The sequence below is a fragment of the Brucella lupini genome, from assembly GCF_002252535.1.
In the GTDB taxonomy this organism is placed as follows: Bacteria; Pseudomonadota; Alphaproteobacteria; order Rhizobiales; family Rhizobiaceae; genus Brucella; species Brucella anthropi.
Window position 1 is genome coordinate 570,041 of sequence record NZ_NNRN01000062.1, and the last position, 19,221, is coordinate 589,261.

Consider the following 19,221-nt stretch of genomic DNA (forward strand, 5'->3'; position numbering starts at 1 on the left):
CGATCAGCCTTCTACAAAAATCATCGCGGGCGTCTCCAGAAGGCTTTTCAGCTTCTGCACGAAGACCGCTGCATCCCAGCCGTCGATCACGCGATGGTCGAAACTGCACGACAGGTTCATCATCTTGCGCGGCACGAACTGCACGCCGTCCCACATAGGACGCACGGCCATCTTGTTGATGCCGACGATTGCGACTTCCGGGCGGTTGATGATCGGTGTCGTGGCGATTGCACCGAGTGGTCCAAGCGATGTGATGGTGATGGTGGAACCTGTCAGTTCTTCCCGCTTCGCCGTACCGTTGCGCGCCGCGTCAGTAACGCGCGACAACTCAGAAGCTGCAGCGAACACGCTCATGCTTTCCGCATGGCGTACCACCGGCACAATCAGACCGTTGGGCGTCTGCGTGGCGATGCCGATATGCACACCACCAAACTGGCGGATGATGTCGGCCTCGTCATCGAAATGCGCATTGAGACCGGGCTGTTCTTTCACTGCCTTGACGATAGTGCGAATAATGAAAGGCAGAAGCGTCAGACGCGGGCGATCTTCTTTCTTTTCATTGTTGAGGCCGCTACGCAGCTCTTCCAACTGTGTAACATCGACCTCTTCGACGATGGTAATATGCGGAATATGGCGCTTCGCCTCGGCCATGCGTTCGGCAATCTTGCGGCGAAGGCCGATGACCTTGATCTCGTTGACCGAGGTGTCGGTTGCATAACCGGACAGAGCCGGTGACGCGCCTGTTTCCTGTTGGAAAAAGACGTCCAGATCTTCATGCGTGATGCGTCCCGCCGGACCCGTACCGCGAACACGACGCAGATCGACGCCTGCATCGCGAGCGCGCAGTCTGACGGACGGTGTTGCCAGCGGCCTTTCGCCTTCGCTGCGTATTGGACCCGCACCAGAGAATGCGCGGCCTGCGCTCTCACGTTTCGGCGCAGCGGGCTTCGGAGGAACCGGCGTCTGCAACAGAACCGGTGTTTCGGGAGTTGGCGCCGGTTGCGGCTTGGCCGTTTCAACAGCAGTCGGAGCCGGTTCTTCTGCGTTCCCTTCGGATTTCTCTTCCGTCACACCGCCCTCGATCTCCAGACGGACGAGTTCAGACCCGACAGCGATCTTCTCGCCGACTTCACCATTGACGGCGATGACCTTGCCGCCGCGTGACGATGGAATTTCCACTGTTGCCTTGTCGGTCATGACGGCTGCGAGAAGATCGTCCTCGCGCACGACATCGCCAACCTTCACATGCCATTCGACCAATTCGGCCTCGGCAACGCCTTCACCAACATCGGGGAGTTTAATTGTAAAATGTGCCATCTTTCCTCCCCCTCAAGCTTCCATGATGGATGTTAGCGCGCGGCCCACCCGGTCGGGTCCGGGGAAATAGGCCCATTCCTGCGCATGCGGATAAGGCGTATCCCAACCGGTAACGCGGAGGATCGGCGCTTCCAGATGATAGAAGCAATCACGCTGCACGAGTGCGGCAAGTTCTGCACCATAACCGCAGGTCAGCGTCGCCTCATGCACGATTACGCAGCGCCCGGTCTTCTTCACAGACGCCATGATGGTGTCCGTATCGAGTGGAAGCAGCGTGCGAAGATCGATCACCTCAGCATCGACGCCGGTTTCCTCGGCGGCGGCAAGCGCCACATGGACCATGGTGCCATAGGCAAGCACCGTCACGTCGCTGCCCTCGCGGCGAATGGCAGCCTTGCCCAGCGGCACGGTATAATAGCCTTCCGGCACATCACCGAGATCATGTTTCTTCCAGGATGTCACCGGACGGTCGTGATGCCCGTCGAAAGGACCGTTATAAAGACGCTTCGGTTCGAACATGATAACGGGATCAGGGTCTTCGATGGCCGCCAGCAGCAGTCCCTTGGCATCGGCAGGCGTCGACGGCATGACCGTCTTCAGGCCCGATACATGGGTGAAAAGCGCTTCCGGACTCTGGCTGTGCGTCTGGCCACCATAGATGCCGCCGCCGGAAGGCATGCGGATCACGATAGGACAGGTGAACTCGCCCGCAGAGCGATAGCGTAGGCGTGCGGCCTCGGAAACGATCTGGTCGTAGGCCGGGTAGACATAGTCCGCGAACTGCACTTCGATGCAGGGGCGAAGACCGTAAGCGGCCATGCCGATGGCGGTGCCGACAATGCCGAGCTCGCTGATCGGCGCGTCAAAGCAGCGTTCCTTGCCGTATTTCTTCTGGAGGCCAGCCGTACAGCGGAAAACACCGCCGAAATAACCAACATCCTCGCCGAACACGACGACCTTCTTGTCGCGTTCCATGGCGATATCGTGGGCGTTCTGGATCGCCTCGATCATAGTCATTTTGGTCATGAATTATTTCCTCCGCATTTCCGAACGGAAAACCGCTTCACACTTTTCCTGGAAATGCTCAAAACCCCGCCTCCTGACGCTGGCGGATAAGATGCGGCGGCGTTTCGGCATAGACATCCTCAAACATGTCGCGCATCGACGGCTTGCGACCGTCATGCAGAGTGCCAATGGCTTCCGCTTCGCGCTGTGCAGCCACCACCAGATCCATCACTTCGGCTTCGGCCTGCTTGTGACGTTCATCCGACCAGACGCCGCGCTTGATAAGATGGTTCTTGAGCCGCAGGATCGGATCGCCGAGCGGCCATGCGTCGCTTTCGGCCTTCGGACGATAGGCGGATGGATCGTCAGAGGTTGAGTGTCCGCCAGCGCGATAGGTCACATATTCGATGATGGTCGGTCCGAGATTGCGCCGGGCGCGTTCCACAGCCCATTTGGCAACCGCATGAACGGCCAGATAGTCATTGCCATCGACACGCAGGGCAGGAATGCCGAAGCCGTGGCCGCGTGCTGCGAAAGTGCCGGAGCCGCCGCGCGCAATGCCCTGAAAGGTGGAAATGGCCCATTGGTTATTGACGATATTCATCACCACCGGGGCTTTGTAGGTCGAAGCAAAAACCAATGCGGCGTGGAAATCGCTTTCTGCGGTCGAGCCATCGCCGATCCATGCTGCCGCGATCTTCGTATCGTGGCTGATGGCCGAAGCCATGGCCCAGCCGACGGCCTGCGTATATTGCGTCGCGAGGTTGCCGGAAATGGTGAAGAAGCCATGTTCCTGTGACGAGTACATCACCGGAAGCTGACGGCCTTTCAACGGGTCCTGCTCGTTGGAGAAAATCTGGTTCATCATCGTGACGAGCGGATAATCGTCGGCAATGAGCAGACCGGCCTGACGATAGGTCGGGAAATTCATGTCGCCTTTGCGCAATGCCTTGCGGAAAGCACAGCTGACCGCCTCTTCACCCAAATGCTGCATATAGAACGAGGTCTTGCCCTGACGCTGGGCCATCATCATACGCGCATCGTAGGCGCGCAGGATCATCATGTGACGAAGCCCGTCTTTCAACTCATCATCGGTCAAGGTGCCCGCCCAGGGGCCGACCGCCTCGCCTTCGCGGTTCAAAACGCGGATGATGCTGAAAGCCAGATCGCGCATTGCTTCCGGCTTTTCGTCGATTTCCGGCCTGCGAACGCTTCCCGCACGCGGGATTTTGACATGGGAGAAATCCGGTGCATCGCCAGGCCGCCACTCCGGCTCGGGAACATGCAGGGATAGTACGACATCATCACTCATGCGGGTAACCCTCGAAACTGGCCTCGCAACTGGCCTAGGGAACTTACAAAATGTCGAACGGGAGAATATCGGATTGGTTCCGTGCGTTTCGGAAACCCTATCGTCGGCGTTGTTGGTCACATCTGCCGACCTTGTTCCTCCCATGCGACATGGCGCCGATTTCCTCCTTCGGCACCATCCGTTTTCAGGGTGGAACGGGTTCAAAAATAAAGCAAGATTATTTTTCGGCCGCTTCGGCACTCTTTTGTGAAACGGGTTCGCTCGTGCTTTGGCCGCAGCTAAGGTGCACCGGACGAAACAAGCTTATTCCCGTGATTTCGATGGGATTTTAAGTGGAATGTTTAACTATCTAGTACCGCAATAATATTGCTTTTGATTGACGAGAACGTCAGTACTTATTGGTACTCTTTCGGCCCTTTCGAGCACGGTTTTCGTTTCTCACAAACTCAGCATGAGGCGTTTTGTCCATGTATCCCAGCGAGAATTACGTCCATCAAACGACGCCGATTCTCCAAAAAGAAAAGCCGCACCCGAGGGCGCGGCTTGTGGGTAAGGCTTGGTAAGAAGCTGCGAAATGTTCGGTTCAGCGGATCGCTTTGCCGTTCGCATCGAACCGATGCGTCTTGCTATCATCAGGCGTAATGAAGATCATGTCGCCTTCGTTGTAGTGATGTTCGCCGAAGAGCCGCACCGTAATCAGGCCTGCAGCTTCGGTTTCGACGTAAAGGATCGTATCGGCACCGAGATGTTCGGCGTGGATGACTTTGCCTTTCCATTTGCCGCTGTCGCGGCTGACGGAAATGTGCTCGGGACGGATACCGACCGTCTTCGCTCCTGTGTCGCCAACACGGGTGCCGTCCACGAAATTCATCTGCGGCGATCCGATGAAGCCCGCGACAAACAGATTGTCAGGCTTGTTATAGAGTTCCATCGGCGAACCGACCTGCTCGATGCGGCCGGCATTGAGGACAACGATACGGTCCGCAAGCGTCATGGCCTCAACCTGATCATGCGTGACATAGATCATCGTCGCCTTGAGCTCGCGGTGTAACTTGGCGATTTCAAGCCGCGTCTGCACGCGAAGTGCAGCATCGAGGTTCGACAGCGGTTCATCGAACAGGAACAGTTCCGGTTCGCGCACCAGTGCACGCCCGATGGCGACGCGCTGGCGCTGGCCACCTGACATTTCAGCCGGACGGCGCCCCAGATAAGGGTCAAGCGACAGCATTGCCGAAGCTTTCGAAACGCGTGTTTCGATTTCAGCCTTGGCCGTGCCTGCCTGCTTGAGGCCAAGCCCCATATTGTCCTTGACCGTCAGGTGCGGATAAAGCGCATAGGACTGGAACACCATCGCGATGCCGCGCTTGGAAGGCGGCGTGACGGTGACATCATCGCCATTGATGAGCACCTGGCCGGAAGAAACATCTTCCAGACCGGCTATGGAGCGCAGCAGCGTTGACTTGCCGCAACCGGAAGGTCCGACGAAGATGATGAATTCGCCGTCCTGCACTTCAAGATTGATATCCTGCAGAACTTCCTGTGCGCCGTAGCGCTTGTGTACCGATTTGAGTAGCAGCGATCCCACGTAACTAATTCCCTTAGAGCATTTCCAGCAAAAGTGCGAAGCGGTTTTGCGTAGGATAATGCGTGAAAACAAAGAGATAGAGCGGTTCCACGAATCCGTTTTAACTGGAACCGCTCTAATTTCTACCGGCTTACAGTTTGACAGGCTGGCCCGAGCGCACGCTTTCATCTGCCGCAAGGCAGATGCGCAGCGATTGCAGCGCGTCATCCATATGTCGGTTGAGATCGATATCTTCGCGAATGGCCTTCAGCATGTAAGCCTGCTCGCGTTCACACAATTCCTGATGTCCGGGCTCGTCGGCCATGGAGAGATCCGTATCCGGTTTCAGGAACTTTCCATCTGCTCCGCGCTCGGCGCGGTGAACACGGATGGTCGAAGTCTTGGTATGGGCGTCCACATCGTCGGACTTGGTCACGGCCTCGTTCATGACGATCGAGACGCAGCCGTTCGGCGAGATGACGTCCTTCACGAAGAAGGCTGTTTCCGACATCATCGGTCCCCAGCCCGCTTCATACCAGCCGACCGTGCCGTCATCGAACAACACCTGAAGATGGCCGTAATTATACATGTCCGGCTTGATCTCGTCGGAGAGGCGCAATCCCATGCCGCGCACTTCCACCGGCTTGGCGTCAGTGATCTGGCACATGACGTCCACATAATGCACGCCACAATCGACAATGGGCGACGTGGTGTTCATCAGGTTCTTGTGCGTCTCCCAGGTTGCGCCACTGGATTGCTGGTTGAGATTCATGCGGAAGACGTAAGGTCCACCGAGCTGGCGTGCCTCGGAAATAAGCCGCATCCACGACGGATGATGGCGCAGAATATAGCCGATGACGAGCTTGCGCCCGTTGGCGCGTGCGCAGTCGATTACCCGACGCGCATCCTCAACCGTCGTTGCCAGCGGCTTTTCCACGAACACATGCGCGCCCTGCTCCAGCGCCGCGACGGCATAATCCGCATGGCTTTCCGAATAGGTGGCGACACAGGCGAGATCGGGCTTCAGTTCCTTCAATGCTTCATGGAAGGAAGGATGAGTTTCATAGCCTGCCAGTTCATCCGGAACGGCAACCTTGGTGCGATTGACGAGGCCGATGACCTCGAAGCCTGGATTGCGGTGGTAGGCGAGCGCATGGCTGCGGCCCATATTGCCGAGCCCGGCGGAAAGAACACGAACAGGATTTTGCATTGCAGAACTCATTTTACAGCCCCCGCGGTGATGCCGCGGATCAGCTGCCGCGAGAATATGACGTAAAGGACGAGGATCGGGAACATCGCCAGCGAAAGCGCTGACAGAACCGCATTCCAGTTGGTGACGAACTGACCGATGAACAGCTGCGAACCGAGCGTCACCGTCTTGGTGGCTTCACTTGGCGCAAGGATCAGCGGGAACCAGAGATCGTTCCAGATCGGGATCATGGTGAAGACGGCGACCGTGGCCATGGCAGGCCTGATCAACGGCAACACCAGCTTGAAGAAGATCGCATATTCCGACATGCCGTCTATTCGCCCGGCATTTTTCAAATCATCGGACACGGTTCGCATGAATTCCGACAGGATGAAGATCGCAAGCGGCAGGCCCTGCGCGGTATAAACGAGGATCAGCGCCGTCAGCGTGTTGACCAGACCTGCGGCTACCATGCCTTGCAGCAGTGCAACCGTGCCGAGCCGGATCGGGATCATGATGCCGATGGCGAGATAAAGCCCCATCAGCGTGTTGCCCTTGAAGCGATATTCAGCGAGCGCAAAGGCTGCCATCGCACCGAACAGGATCACAAGGAAGATGCTCACCACCGTGACGATGGTGCTGTTCTGAAAATAAGTCAGGAAGGAGCCCTGTTTCAGAACCGTTTCATAGCCGATGAGGCTGAAACTTTCCGGTGTCGGAAACTGCAACGGCGTGCGGAAAATCGCATTACGATCCTTGAACGAATTGATCAGCGTCAGCGCCACCGGGAACACGGCGATCAGCATGTAGAAGATCAGGGCCGCATGAACGAGAGTGGTGCGAATGGGCGATGTGCGTGCTTTCGACATGGTCTCGTCCTTCAGAACTGGTAGCGGCGCATGCGACGCTGGATGCCGAACAGGTAGAGCGACACACCTGCCAGAATGATGAGGAACATCACGGCGGCGATGGTTGCGCCCATGGACGGGTTGCCAAGCTGCAGCTGGAAGCCGAAGAAAGTACGATAAAGGAACGTGCCCAGAATATCTGTCGACTTGTCCGGTCCGGCAAGCGCACCCTGCATCGAATAGACGAGGTCGAACGCGTTGAAGTTGGCAACGAAGGTCATCACCGAGATCAGGCCGATTGAAGGCAGGATCAGCGGCAGCTTGATCTTGAAGAACTGGCTCCAACCGGTGATGCCGTCACATTCGGCCGCTTCGATGATTTCATCGGGAATATTCAGAAGAGCTGCATAGATCAGCATCATCGGAATGCCGACGAACTGCCAGACCGAGACGAGCGACACGGTGACAAGCGCCGTATCCGCCTTGCCGAGCCACGGGCCAAACAGCCATTTGAGACCGACAAGGTCCATCATCCACGGTGCGACGCCCCAGATCGGCGACAGGATCAGCTTCCAGATAAAGCCCACGATCACGAAGGACAGCAGCGTTGGGAGAAAGATTGCCGTGCGGTAGAAGGCAGCAAAATGCAGCTTCGGCAGGGACAGCATGGCTGCCAGCAGAATGCCGATCGGGTTTTGAACAAGCATGTGAATACAAAAGAATATAACGTTGTTTTTCAACGCATTCCAGAAATCGCGTGACCAGTTCGGATCACCGAAAAGTGCCTGGAAATTGGCGAACCCCACAAAAGCGCGCTGTCCGTCGACGACATTGAAGAATGCCTGCCGAAGTGTCTCGATCAATGGCAGCACCATCACCGCCGTATAGATCAGGACGCAGGGCAGAAGAAATACAAGTATATGCCAACGCCTTGGGCGCTTGTGCACAATACCTGTCATGTCGGCAGATTGGCTCATATAGGCATTCGCTCTTCAAGAGCATTTCCAGCAAAGGTATGAACCATTTGCGTTCGGAAATGCATAAAACCGATGGTTAGCGTTCTCGTTCACGAGAATGCGTGCAAACCGGGAAACAATATTTCCCATCCCTGCCCGCTCGCGTCATTTTAAACTGACACGGAATGCACCGATTGCAAAACTGCATGTCGATGCGACAGACGAAAAGATATGGGCGGCGCGCCCCCGCGATCGCCGCCCATATTGTCCCGCGTTTTTACTTCGCAGGCTTGTACCAGCTGTCCAGACCTTCCTGCAGCTTCTTCGCGGCATCTTCCGGCGTCACAGTGCCGTTGATGACGTTGGCCGACTGAACCCAGGTTTCATTTTCGAGGTTCGGCGTGCCACGCGAGAGAATCTGGTAGGTCGAACGAATGGTTGGCTTGCACTTTTCGCGCCAGGAAACGAATTCCTGTGCCAGCGGATCGCTCATCTTCACAGCCGTCGAATTGAGGCTGAAGAAGCCCGGCAGCGCATTGGCATAGATTTCAGCGAACTCAGGCGAAGATACCCAGTTCAGGAAAACCTTTGCCTGTTCTGCGTGCTTGCTCGAAGCGTTGAGGCCGAGGCCGATATCGTTGTGGTCGGAGATGTAGCAGGTATCGCCTGCATTCTTGACCGGTGGCGGGAATGCGCCCATCTTGAATTGCGCCTGCGTATTGAACAGGCCGATTTCCCACGAACCAGCCGGATAGATGGCGGCGCGGCCAAGCGTGAACAGGTTCTGGCTGTCCGGATAAGTCTGCGCTTCGAAACCGTCGCCCAGATAATCCTTCCACTTGGCAAGAACCTTGAACGGTTCGACCCACTGCGGATCGGTGAGCTTTTCCGTACCGGCGATCAGCGCCTTGCGGCCTTCCTCGCCTTTCCAGTAGGTTGGTCCGATATTCTGGTAGCCCATGGTCGCGGCTTCCCACATATCCTTCGTGCCCATGGCCATCGGGATGTAGGTGCCGTCTGCCTTGATCTTGTCGAGAGCTGCGAAGAATTCGGCTTCCGTGGTCGGAGCCTTGAGCCCCAGCTTGTCGAAAGCTTCCTGATTGTAGATGAAGCCGTGAATAACCGAAGCCATCGGCACGCAGAAGGTCTTCGAACCGTCGTCGGTGCTCCAAGCGGACTTGGCAACGTCGGAGAAGTTCTTCATGCCTTCAAGATCGGTCAGGTCGGAGAGCTTGCCCTTGTTGAACAGTTCGAGCGACGTGTCGAACGGACGGCAGGAAATAAGGTCGCCGCCTGAACCGGCGTCGAGCTTGGCATTGAGGGCCGCGTTATATTCGGTCGGCGCGCTCGGTGCGAAATTGATCTTGATGCCAGGATTCTTGGCTTCAAAAGCCGGAATGATTTTTTCCTGCCAGATCTGCAGATCGTCGTTACGCCAGCTTTCAACCGTCAGCGTGACATCTTCGGCAAGCGCAGCCGATCCCGACGCCAGAAGCGTGGAACCCAGCAGCATGAGTTTCAACGTATTACGAACCATTTGACCTTCTCCCGTTTTTTAGCGCGGATGCGCAACAGAGGCGAAAGTACGCCAGACCGCTTCAGTACGATCGCTCCTCGCGTTGCGGGAAAAGTACCGGCCCCCGCCGGTGATCTCCATCCCTATTCCGCGTGCTCCTCGCCCTCAGCGGCATTGCGCTCCCCTTCTGTTGAAATTAATGCCAAAAACGTACCAATTGTCCAGAGAAGTTTACAACTTTCGCGCATAAAAATTTAAAACAGTCGTTTTTCTCAAATTTTATCAACGAATTAATCAATTTTTTCAAAAGCCGACAAATCTGCTTGGTTAATGGTATTTTTTTGGTATCTTCAAGCCGGAGGTATCTTCATGACTGAATTCTTCATTGGCGTCGATGGTGGCGGCACGGGATGTCGCGCCGTGGTGGCGGGTAGCGATGGTGCGATTCTGGGTTCGGGGCGCAGCGGCTCCGCCAATATCGTCACCGATCCGCGAACGGCGCTGATCAATGTGATCGCGGCGATCGATAACGCTTTTGATGATGCCGGGCTGGACAAGACGCATTATGCGACCAGTCACGCAGTTCTCGGTCTGGCAGGCGGCAATGTCGTGGGTGCAGGCACCCCGATAGAACGCGGCCTGCCCTTCGCGCACTCCAATGTGGAGTTTGACGGCGTGATCGCCCTGCAGGGTGCGCTTGGCGATCAGGACGGCATCGTTGCCATTCTCGGCACGGGCACGGCCTATATCACACGCCGGAGCGGTCGAATTCATTCAGTCGGCGGATGGGGTTTTCCCCTGAGCGATCTCGGCAGTGGCGCGCGGCTCGGTCAAAGCTTGTTGCAGGAAAGCCTGCTCGTGCATGACGGCATTCATCCACGCACGCGCCTGACGACGGACCTTTTGAACGAGTTCGACAACAATCCGGATAATCTGGTCGAATTTGCCTGGACTGCGAAGCCGGGCGACTTCGGCAAATATGCTCCACGTATTTTCCAGTATGCGAACGAGGGAGACGAAACCGCACGGATGTTGCTGGAGCGTTCTGCCAGTTATGTGAGTGAAACGCTTGACGTACTGATCAAACAGGGCGCCGAACGCATCAGCCTGCTTGGCGGCATGGCACCGCTTTATGTGGAATGGCTGCCGCCACACCAGCAGAAGCTTCTGGTCAAACCGGCGGCGGATGCTTTGACAGGCGCTCTGCAACTGGCCCTCAAGCGATATGGGTCGCAAAATGGAAAGGCGCGCGAATGAGCGGAAATTTCAGCGCTTTCCTGCCCAAGAACCTGCAGGGTTCTGCTCCCTCTTCTGGTGGCCCACTCTATATGCAGCTGCGTCAGTCACTGGAGACTGCGATCCGCGCCGGGCAGCTGGTTGACGGTGAAGCCCTGCCGCCGGAACGCGACATTGCTGAATATGCCAATATCAGCCGTGTGACGGTGCGCAAGGCGGTTGATGATCTCGTCAAGGCCGGGCTTCTCGTGCGCCGTCATGGTTCGGGCACGTTCGTTGTGCGCCCGAGCGAGCGCGTGCAGCAGTCGCTCTCGATGCTGACTTCATTTACTGAGGACATGGCGCGCCGCGGCATCACCACGCAATCCAGATGGCTGGAGCGCGGCCTTTACTACCCTTCGCCTGAAGAGATGATGAAGCTGGGCGTTTCCTCGGAAACCCGCGTTGCCCGCCTCGGTCGTCTGCGCATTGCGAGTGACATGCCGTTGGCCATCGAGCGCGCAAGTCTTTCAAGCGAAATCCTGCCCGACCCGGATGCGGTCAAGGGCTCGCTCTATGCCGAGCTGAGCCGCACCGGATTTCGCCCTGTGCGTGCGGTCCAGCGCATAGCAGCCTGCAACATCAAGGACCCCGACGCACGCATTCTGGGCGTCAAGGAAGGCGATGCGGGCCTGTCCATCGAACGGATTTCCTATCTGTCGTCCGGTCGGGTGGTGGAGTTTACAAAATCACTCTATCGCGGCGATGCCTATGATTTCGTAGCCGAGCTGACAATACCGCAGCCTTAGAGCGCGTTTCGATCTGATTGGATCAGATCGGCGCTCTAACTTCTTCTGTTTTAAGCATAATCTTCTCGATCCTCGTTTCACTCCGGTCGGATTATGCTCTAAGCGACCTCTATCGACGAAAACGGCCCGTTTCCGGGCCGTTTTTATTTCATGTCAGTGATGTTTCTTGCCTTCACGAGCCAGATCCGCTGTTGGATCGGCCGCGAGACGCTTGCGTGCCCGGTCATCCATCAGCTCATACCACATGGCGTTGAGCACGGCGAAAGCCGCAGCAAGCGGAAGCCCCAACAACCAGGAAAAATACCACATATCGCTTTCCTTTCTCGGTTGTTCCAAGCGCATCCTGAAAAGTGTGAAACGGTTTTCAGGATGCGCGTTGAAACGAAACTCATAGAGCGCCGATCTGATGCAATCAGATCGAAATGTACTCTAGTAAGCGTGATTGCTGTCGTCTTCGATCATGTCCTTGTCGACCTTGCCCCACAGGACCTTGTAAACCCAGGACGTGTAGACAACGATTAGCGGCAGGAAGATGAGCGTCACAACCAGCATGATGAACAGTGTCATATGGCTGGAAGACGAATCCCATACCGTCAGGCTTGAGCGCGGATCGAGCGACGATGGCAGAATGAACGGGAACATCGACACGCCGACCGACGAAATAATGCCGAAGATCGACAGCTTTCCGAACAGCAGCGGGGCTAATTCACGACGGCTACGCAATGCGATGAAGACCGCCAGTGCCCCCAAAATGCCGAGCGCCGGAGCGATCAGCAGGACAGGATAGTTCACATAGTTGGTGAACCATGCACCGTGATCCAGTTCCACAGTCTTGCGCAGCGGATTGGATGGCCCGTCAGTGACGATGGCGCTCGTGATCCGGTAGCCCGAAACCCAGAACCAGCTGACGACGCCAGCCAGCACATAGAGCACGACAGTCAGAAGAGCTGCGATGCTGCCGTAGGACCGGGCACGCGCCTGAATATCCCCGGTCGTCTTCAGCATCAGCCAAGAGGCGCCATGCATGCAGAGCATTGTCACCGAAAGCACGCCGCAAAGCAGTGCAAACGGATTCAGCAGACCGAAGAACGAACCTTCATAGAATATCTGAAAGTCGTCGGCAATACGGAATGGAACGCCCTGTAGGACATTGCCGACGGCAACGCCGAAGATAAGGGCAGGAACGAAACCGCCGATGAAAAGCGCCCAGTCCCAGCCTCTCCTCCAGGCCTCACTCTCGCGCTTGGAACGATATTTGAACCCGACCGGACGCAGGATGAGTGCGAACAGGATGACAAACATCGCCAGATAGAATCCGGAGAAAGACACCGCATAGAGCTGTGGCCAGGCGGCGAAAATAGCACCGCCCCCGAGGATCAACCAGACCTGATTGCCTTCCCAGACCGGGCCGATCGTGTTGATGATGATGCGTCGCTCGACATCGGTTTTGCCAACGACGGGCATGAGTATGTCGACACCGAGGTCGAACCCGTCCATCGCGGCAAAAGCGATCAGCAATACGCCGAGCAGCACCCACCAGATGAGACGCAGGGTTTCATAGTCCAACAAATCGCTGAGTATCATGATCCTTACTCCGCAGGTGCGATGCTGGCCGGAGCGAGCATTGCTTCCGGCTTGCTGTCGGGCTCAGGTCCAGCCTTGATAGCACGGATCATCAGGCCCATCTCGATGATGAAGAGAACCGTATAGATCGCCACGAAACCAAGTATGGTCAGCAGCACTGTGGATGCTCCGAGATTGGAAACCCCGACTGCCGTCGGCAATATGCCTTCGATGACCCATGGCTGGCGGCCAAACTCCGCGACGATCCAGCCCATTTCGGCTGCGATCCACGGTAGCGGTATCGCAAACACGGCAATCCGCAACAGGAACGGATAACGGTCGAGTTTACGACGCGCAGACAGCACGAAGAATGTGCCCGTCAGCAGGATCAGGAAGAAGCCGATGCCGACCATGATGCGGAAGGCCCAGAACAGGGGCAGGACACCGGGAACGGTATCGTTTGCGGCCTGTGTGATCTGTGCGTCGGTTGCCTGACGCGGATCGTCGACATAGCGCTTCAGCAGAAGCGCATAGCCCATCCACTGACTGTTATCGGCAAAGACGTCCTTCACTTCCTGCGGCACGGCATTCGTGTCGCCAGCCGCACGGATTTTCTGCAAGGCGTCATAGGCGACGATGCCATTGCGGATATGGTTCTCCGCACTTTCAACAAGATCGTTGATGCCCTGAATTGGGGTGGTGAGAGAACGCGTACCGATCAGGCCCATGACCCACGGAATATGCACCGCGAAGTGGGTTTCGCGTGCTGCCTGATCCGGGAAACCGAATACGGTGAACGAAGCCGGAGCCGGTTCTGTTTCCCACATGGCTTCAATCGCCGCGATCTTCATCTTCTGATGTTCGTTGGCCAGATAGCCGCTTTCGTCACCAAGGACGACGACGGAAAGTGTCGCGGCAAGACCGAACGATGCTGCAATGGTCATCGAGCGCTTGGCGAGTTCTACCGAGCGTCCCTTGAGCAGATACCAGGCCGAAACACCGAGGACGAAAACAGACGCGGTGACATAACCGGCAGAAACCGTATGCACGAACTTGGCCTGCGCGACCGGGTTCATCAGCACTGCGAAGAAATCGGTGATTTCCATACGCATGGTTTCGGGATTGAATGCCGACCCGACCGGATTCTGCATCCAGCCATTGGCGATCAGAATCCACAGTGCCGAGAAGTTGGAACCTGCCGCGACCGCATAGGTCGCCATGAGGTGCCCGACTTTCGACAGGCGATCCCAGCCGAAGAAGAAAAGCCCCACGAAGGTCGCTTCAAGGAAGAAGGCCATAAGGCCTTCGATGGCGAGCGGTGCGCCGAAGATGTCGCCGACATAGTGGCTGTAATAACTCCAGTTCATGCCGAACTGGAATTCCATCACGATGCCCGTCGCGACGCCCATGACAAAGTTGATGCCAAACAGCGTACCCCAAAATTTCGTCATCTGCCGCCAGATGAGTCGCCCCGTCATCACGTAAACGGTTTCCATGATGGCAAGCAGCACGGAAAGACCCAAGGTCAGAGGTACGAAGAGGAAGTGATAAAGTGCCGTGATTGCAAACTGCAATCGCGACAGGGAGACAATATCGAGTTCCATCTCTTTAAGCCGGTAACCCGGCCCTCCTGGTGTTATGAGCGGCGCTTCAGCGCGGCCCCCTTTTGAATGCGGCGGCTTCCTGGAAACCGTACTCCGCTTCAATTTCAAATATCGGTCCAGATATGGACACGGACTTCAAATCATTTCCATGTCCGCGCAGCTCACCTCATGGTTTCGAGGATTTCGCCGAAGCGCGGCGAACTCTTACCTACAGACTCAACTAGAGCGCCTTGATTTAAAACAATGATCCGTTCGCAAATTCGCGCTTCGCGACTGATATGCGTTGCGATCAGCAATGCGCGAGAACCTGCTCTCGCCTTGAGGCGATCGAGAACATCCTGTGCGGTTGCGTTATCGAGACCTTCGGTCGGTTCATCCAGTAGCCAGAGCGGCGCATCGGTCAGGAAAAGCCGCGCCAGGGCCAGACGACGTGCTTGCCCGCCCGAAAGCCCCAACCCGCCCTCGCCCAGCATTGCGTCCAGTCCGGCAGGCAATTCATCGATAAACGCGCCAAGGCCCGCAGCCCGCAAAGCGTCAATCAGTTCCTCATCGCTCGCATCGGCACGCGCCAGCCGGAGATTGTCGCGAAGACTATCCTGAAATAGCTCTGTCCGCTGCGTGAGAAGGCGCGCGGGCAAAACCGAAACGCTGCCCTGATCAGCCGGAATTTCTCCGGCAAGGAGATTGAACAAGGTCGATTTGCCTGCGCCGCTTGTGCCGACGATGGCAATACGCTCGCCCGCTGCAATATCGAGATCGAGGTTTTTGAGGGCATCGTGATCCGCGCCCTCGTGACGAACCGACACGTTTTTCAGATGAACCGCTACGCCATTCTCAGGTTTTTTGGGTGCCGTTAGTTCAGCGTCATCGTTCAGTTGAGGTGCAACCCGCCTGGCAGCAAGTATCGTGCGCCCGAGTTCCATCGCGCCGCGCCGCAATGCTGAAAACGGCTCCATCGCACCAAGAATGATAAGCATTCCGAGCGCTGCGACGGGCGCACCGATCATTCCTGACTGCATCAGCAAACCAACGGCGACAAGGCCACCTGCAAGCAACGCAGCGTGAACAATGCCGAAACCAGCCCCGGTAGCGATCTCTATGCGATTAAGCTTGCGATCCGAAGCGGCGACATAGCCGTCTGCACGGACCAAAGCCAGCTTCTGATCTTCGAGGCGCCCAGCCATAAGAAGTTCAGTCTGCCCGGCAACGAGATCGACGGTACGGGCGCGCAGCGCTTCCGTGCCTTTTGCTCGTTGTCGCATGGATTTTTCGGAACGACGAGCCGCAGCAAGCGGAAGGCCCAGACCGGCAACAAGCAGGACAAGAGCAACCAGCAACCCGAAAAGGGGGCTCATCAGGCCGAGAGCGATGCCAGCCACAAGCGCGGTAGCGAGTGCAGCACCGACAGGCACCACCACGCGCAGATAAAGCGAGTCGAGTGCATCAATGTCTGCCGTCAGGCGGAACAGGAGACGCGCAGGGCGCTTCAATAGCGCGTTTGCAGCGGTCGGGCGCGCCCAGCTACGGAACAGCTTTTCGCGCAGTGCGGCAAGGATCGCAAGCGTTGCATCATGGGTGACGAGCCGCTCCAGATAACGCGAACCGGTACGCAAGATCGCCAGCAGACGAATACCGGCTGCAGGAGCGAACACATCGAACACAACCGCCGTCGCCATGCTCAAGCCCGCAATCGCCGTTGCCGTTATGAACCAGCCTGACAGACCGAGAAGAGCGATGCCGGCAAGGACCGTTACAGTAGCCGTCGCGATACCGGCAAGAAGTGCTGTCCCCTTGGTGCGGAAAAAGAGGCGCAGGATCGGTTGCAACGATTGAAAACCGTTCATTCTGCCGCCCTCCTCTGCCAGACAGGATCGTTATCCACGCTGCCGTCCAGACGGACGATACGGTCCATCCTGAGGGCAAGGGTTTCGTCATGGGTAGCGACGATGAGCGTCTTGCCTTTGGCTAGCCTGAGAAGGCTGTCGGCAATGACCTTCGCGGTTTCCTGGTCAAGATGGGCTGTAGGTTCATCGGCCAGGATAATATCGGCATTGAGATCAACTGCCGCTCGAGACAGCGCCAGCCGCAGGGCCTCGCCACCGGATATTCCCGCACCGTTCTCGCCGATGAGACTGTTGCCGGTGACACCCAGAACATGACCGAGCGCCATGTCATCAATAATGGCTTTGGTGGTTTCCACATCGGCTTGCCGACCGAGCGTGATGTTCTGACGAGCAGAACCGGCAAAGATATGTGGCTTCTGTCCGATCCAGCTCATCCTTGAGCGAAGCGCCTCTGCCGTATCGTCGGCCAGCCCGATTCCACCGATTTCGATTTGGCCAGTTTGAGGAGCCGTCAGCCCGGCAACAAGAGCCAGAACAGTCGATTTTCCATAGCCGCTCGGCGCCAGCAGAGCCACGTGCTCGCCTGCCGCAATATCGAGATTGAATGCGGTGAGAACCTTGCCCCCAGCCCCATAACCAAAGTCGATATTGTGTAGAGTTACGGTAGGAGCATCACCAGTTGCTGCGTGGCTTCCAACCTTGCCGACAATTGGTATCGGATGTTCAGCCAGCTTTTCCAGTGCATCAATTGAAGCTTCGCCCGATGCACGGTCGTGCCAGACCGCTGAAAGATCGCGCAATGGTTCGAAGAATGCAGGAGACAGAAGCAGGACGAAAAGGCCTTCTGCCAAAGTCAGCTTATGGCCCCACGCTCCGAAGTTGAGCTGGCCCAGCAGATGGAAGCCGATATAAACCGCGACCATGGCAACGCCGATAGCAGCGAAGAGTTCAAGCACAGCCGACGACAGAAATGCGATGCGCAGGACAGACATCGTCTTGGACCGCAAGGTTTCGGCGTTCTGGCGCAGCCGGTTCGCCGTCGCGTCCACGGCATGGAATGTGCGAATGGTTGCAAGGCCGCGCAGACGGTCAAGCAGAAAGCCGTTCATTCCGCCAAGGGCTGTGAGTTGCTTTTCGCTGGCGGCCTTTGCACGCCAGCCGATCAATGCCATAAAGATCGGTATCAGCGGTGCGGCCACCATCAGGACAAGTGCTGCAGCCCAGGAATACCAGAGTACGACGGCAAGTATTGCGAATGGGATCAGCATCACGCGGATGCGGACCGGCACAAAGCGCGAAAGATAGGGAACGACCATTTCCGCCTGTTCGGCAAGAATGCTTGCCGCCTCACCGGATGACGGGCGCGTCACATCAAGCGGTGAACGTTGCGCAAGCGCTGAAACAGCATTGGTTCGAAGTCGGGAAAGTTCCAGTCGGGCGGCGTCGAAAGCTTTGGTAGCGCCTGCACTATCGAGAAGGCTGCGCAGACAGCCGAGAACGAATATGCCCGCCGCGCTGTAATAGATGGAATTATCGAAGCCAGTGTCGGCCAGTCGTCCGATTGCGTATGCGAGAATGCCCGCTTGCGGCAGCCACAAAAGTGCGGCTAACGCCTGAAGATATGCCCCCCGCTTCAGCAAAGACGGAACAGGACGACGCTGCGAGCGGCGCGAACCTTGTTGGTCGCTTGCCGCTTCGCCGTCTTCTGCCGTCAAAGTTTCCGTTCGGGGGACAACGGATGTCACTCTCTCTTAGGCTCCTTTTTGGCCGATGTTCGCCCGCGTCCGAGCGCCACGATCCTGTCCGTGGTTTCAAGGAAGCGGGTCACCTTGGCGCCAAGCGCCAGAAGACTTGTCAAACGGTCGGTATCGAGTCGCTTGACGTCGTCGTACCAGTTGGTCAGCCTTTCGATCAGGCCGTACATGTCCTTCATGCGATCCTGCGCATAAAGATCGCTGTCGCCTTTCGGCTGCTCCATCAGGATTTCACGCAGAACCGAGAGCGTGGGATCGATCTCGCGCTTCTTGCGCTCTTCAGCGAGCGTGCGCAGAATCTGCCACACATCGTCGGGCGTCGTGAAGAAATCGCGGCGATCACCGGGAATGTGCTTCAGCAGCACCAGATTCCAGCCCTGCAATTCACGAATACCCATGGACACATTCGAACGTGACACACCGAGAGCATCGACGATCTGGTCAGCGCAAAGAGGCTCAGGCGACACGTAAAGCAGTGCATAAATCTGCCCCACCGTGCGGTTGATGCCCCAACGGCTGCCCATTTCTCCGAAGTGGAGCACGAACGACTGAACGATTGGCGACAATTCCAAAATTCTCTCTCCCGTAAATTCTGAATTTTCAGAAATTACTGAAATTCAGATAATTCAAATGGCTTGAACCTTCAATCCGTTTGTCCCGGGCGAAAGCCCGAATGGACAATTGGCCGCAGCCCCGGACACTCCTCCAAATGCCCGAAAACACGA

General features: G+C 56.9%; 16 protein-coding genes. 2 read left to right on the forward strand and 14 right to left on the reverse strand.

Going from position 1 to position 19,221, the window contains the following annotated elements; all coding sequences use genetic code 11:
- Positions 1-3: 3 nt before the first annotated feature.
- The 8 genes from CES86_RS26120 to CES86_RS26155 all read right to left on the reverse strand — a co-directional run bounded on the left by CES86_RS26120 (position 4) and on the right by CES86_RS26155 (position 9,728).
- Complete coding sequence (locus CES86_RS26120; RefSeq protein WP_094515804.1) at positions 4-1,317, reverse strand: dihydrolipoamide acetyltransferase family protein; 1,314 nt, start codon at positions 1,315-1,317, stop codon at positions 4-6.
- A 12-nt stretch (positions 1,318-1,329) separates the two neighbouring features.
- Positions 1,330-2,343 (reverse strand): alpha-ketoacid dehydrogenase subunit beta, encoded by a 1,014-nt coding sequence (locus CES86_RS26125; protein ID WP_010658750.1) that lies wholly within the window; start codon positions 2,341-2,343, stop codon positions 1,330-1,332.
- Positions 2,344-2,401: 58 nt separating this feature from the next.
- Positions 2,402-3,634, reverse strand: a complete 1,233-nt coding sequence (locus CES86_RS26130; RefSeq protein WP_012092949.1) for a 3-methyl-2-oxobutanoate dehydrogenase (2-methylpropanoyl-transferring) subunit alpha — start codon at positions 3,632-3,634, stop codon at positions 2,402-2,404.
- Between the two features lie 583 nt (positions 3,635-4,217).
- Positions 4,218-5,219 (reverse strand): ABC transporter ATP-binding protein, encoded by a 1,002-nt coding sequence (locus tag CES86_RS26135; RefSeq protein WP_094515805.1) that lies wholly within the window; start codon positions 5,217-5,219, stop codon positions 4,218-4,220.
- A gap of 130 nt (positions 5,220-5,349) precedes the next feature.
- Positions 5,350-6,420 (reverse strand): Gfo/Idh/MocA family protein, encoded by a 1,071-nt coding sequence (locus CES86_RS26140; RefSeq protein WP_094515806.1) that lies wholly within the window; start codon positions 6,418-6,420, stop codon positions 5,350-5,352.
- Complete coding sequence (locus CES86_RS26145; RefSeq protein WP_010658746.1) at positions 6,417-7,256, reverse strand: carbohydrate ABC transporter permease; 840 nt, start codon at positions 7,254-7,256, stop codon at positions 6,417-6,419. Before CES86_RS26145 ends, CES86_RS26140 begins: the two co-directional genes overlap by 4 nt.
- Positions 7,257-7,267: 11 nt before the next feature.
- Positions 7,268-8,212: a carbohydrate ABC transporter permease gene (locus CES86_RS26150; protein WP_094515807.1), complete on the reverse strand. Its 945-nt coding sequence runs from the start codon at positions 8,210-8,212 to the stop codon at positions 7,268-7,270.
- 256 nt (positions 8,213-8,468) lie between these two features.
- The gene (locus CES86_RS26155; protein ID WP_094515808.1) at positions 8,469-9,728 is read right to left on the reverse strand and encodes an ABC transporter substrate-binding protein; all 1,260 of its coding nucleotides are present in this window, start codon (positions 9,726-9,728) and stop codon (positions 8,469-8,471) included.
- A gap of 348 nt (positions 9,729-10,076) precedes the next feature.
- Between CES86_RS26155 and CES86_RS26160 the strand changes: the two genes are divergently transcribed.
- Both CES86_RS26160 and CES86_RS26165 read left to right on the forward strand, forming a co-directional pair.
- Positions 10,077-10,964 (forward strand): N-acetylglucosamine kinase, encoded by an 888-nt coding sequence (locus CES86_RS26160; protein ID WP_094515809.1) that lies wholly within the window; start codon positions 10,077-10,079, stop codon positions 10,962-10,964.
- A complete protein-coding gene (locus CES86_RS26165; RefSeq protein WP_012092945.1) occupies positions 10,961-11,731 on the forward strand; it encodes a GntR family transcriptional regulator in 771 nt (256 codons plus the stop codon). The genes CES86_RS26160 and CES86_RS26165 overlap by 4 nt, the downstream gene beginning before the upstream one ends.
- A gap of 153 nt (positions 11,732-11,884) precedes the next feature.
- On the opposite strand, the gene cydX is transcribed toward CES86_RS26165, so the two are convergent.
- The 6 genes from cydX to CES86_RS26195 all read right to left on the reverse strand — a co-directional run bounded on the left by cydX (position 11,885) and on the right by CES86_RS26195 (position 19,068).
- Positions 11,885-12,040, reverse strand: coding sequence for a cytochrome bd-I oxidase subunit CydX (cydX, locus tag CES86_RS26170; RefSeq protein WP_029375948.1), 156 nt, complete (start codon positions 12,038-12,040; stop codon positions 11,885-11,887).
- A 120-nt stretch (positions 12,041-12,160) separates the two neighbouring features.
- The gene (cydB, locus tag CES86_RS26175; RefSeq protein WP_010658740.1) at positions 12,161-13,315 is read right to left on the reverse strand and encodes a cytochrome d ubiquinol oxidase subunit II; all 1,155 of its coding nucleotides are present in this window, start codon (positions 13,313-13,315) and stop codon (positions 12,161-12,163) included.
- A gap of 5 nt (positions 13,316-13,320) precedes the next feature.
- Entirely contained in the window at positions 13,321-14,898 is a 1,578-nt protein-coding gene (locus tag CES86_RS26180) for a cytochrome ubiquinol oxidase subunit I (protein ID WP_012092944.1), read from the reverse strand.
- A 161-nt stretch (positions 14,899-15,059) separates the two neighbouring features.
- Positions 15,060-16,742 (reverse strand): thiol reductant ABC exporter subunit CydC, encoded by a 1,683-nt coding sequence (gene cydC / locus CES86_RS26185; protein ID WP_094515810.1) that lies wholly within the window; start codon positions 16,740-16,742, stop codon positions 15,060-15,062.
- A complete protein-coding gene (cydD, locus tag CES86_RS26190; protein ID WP_094515811.1) occupies positions 16,739-18,487 on the reverse strand; it encodes a thiol reductant ABC exporter subunit CydD in 1,749 nt (582 codons plus the stop codon). The genes cydC and cydD overlap by 4 nt, the downstream gene beginning before the upstream one ends.
- Positions 18,484-19,068, reverse strand: a complete 585-nt coding sequence (locus CES86_RS26195; RefSeq protein WP_012092941.1) for a GbsR/MarR family transcriptional regulator — start codon at positions 19,066-19,068, stop codon at positions 18,484-18,486. Before CES86_RS26195 ends, cydD begins: the two co-directional genes overlap by 4 nt.
- Positions 19,069-19,221 lie beyond the last annotated feature (153 nt).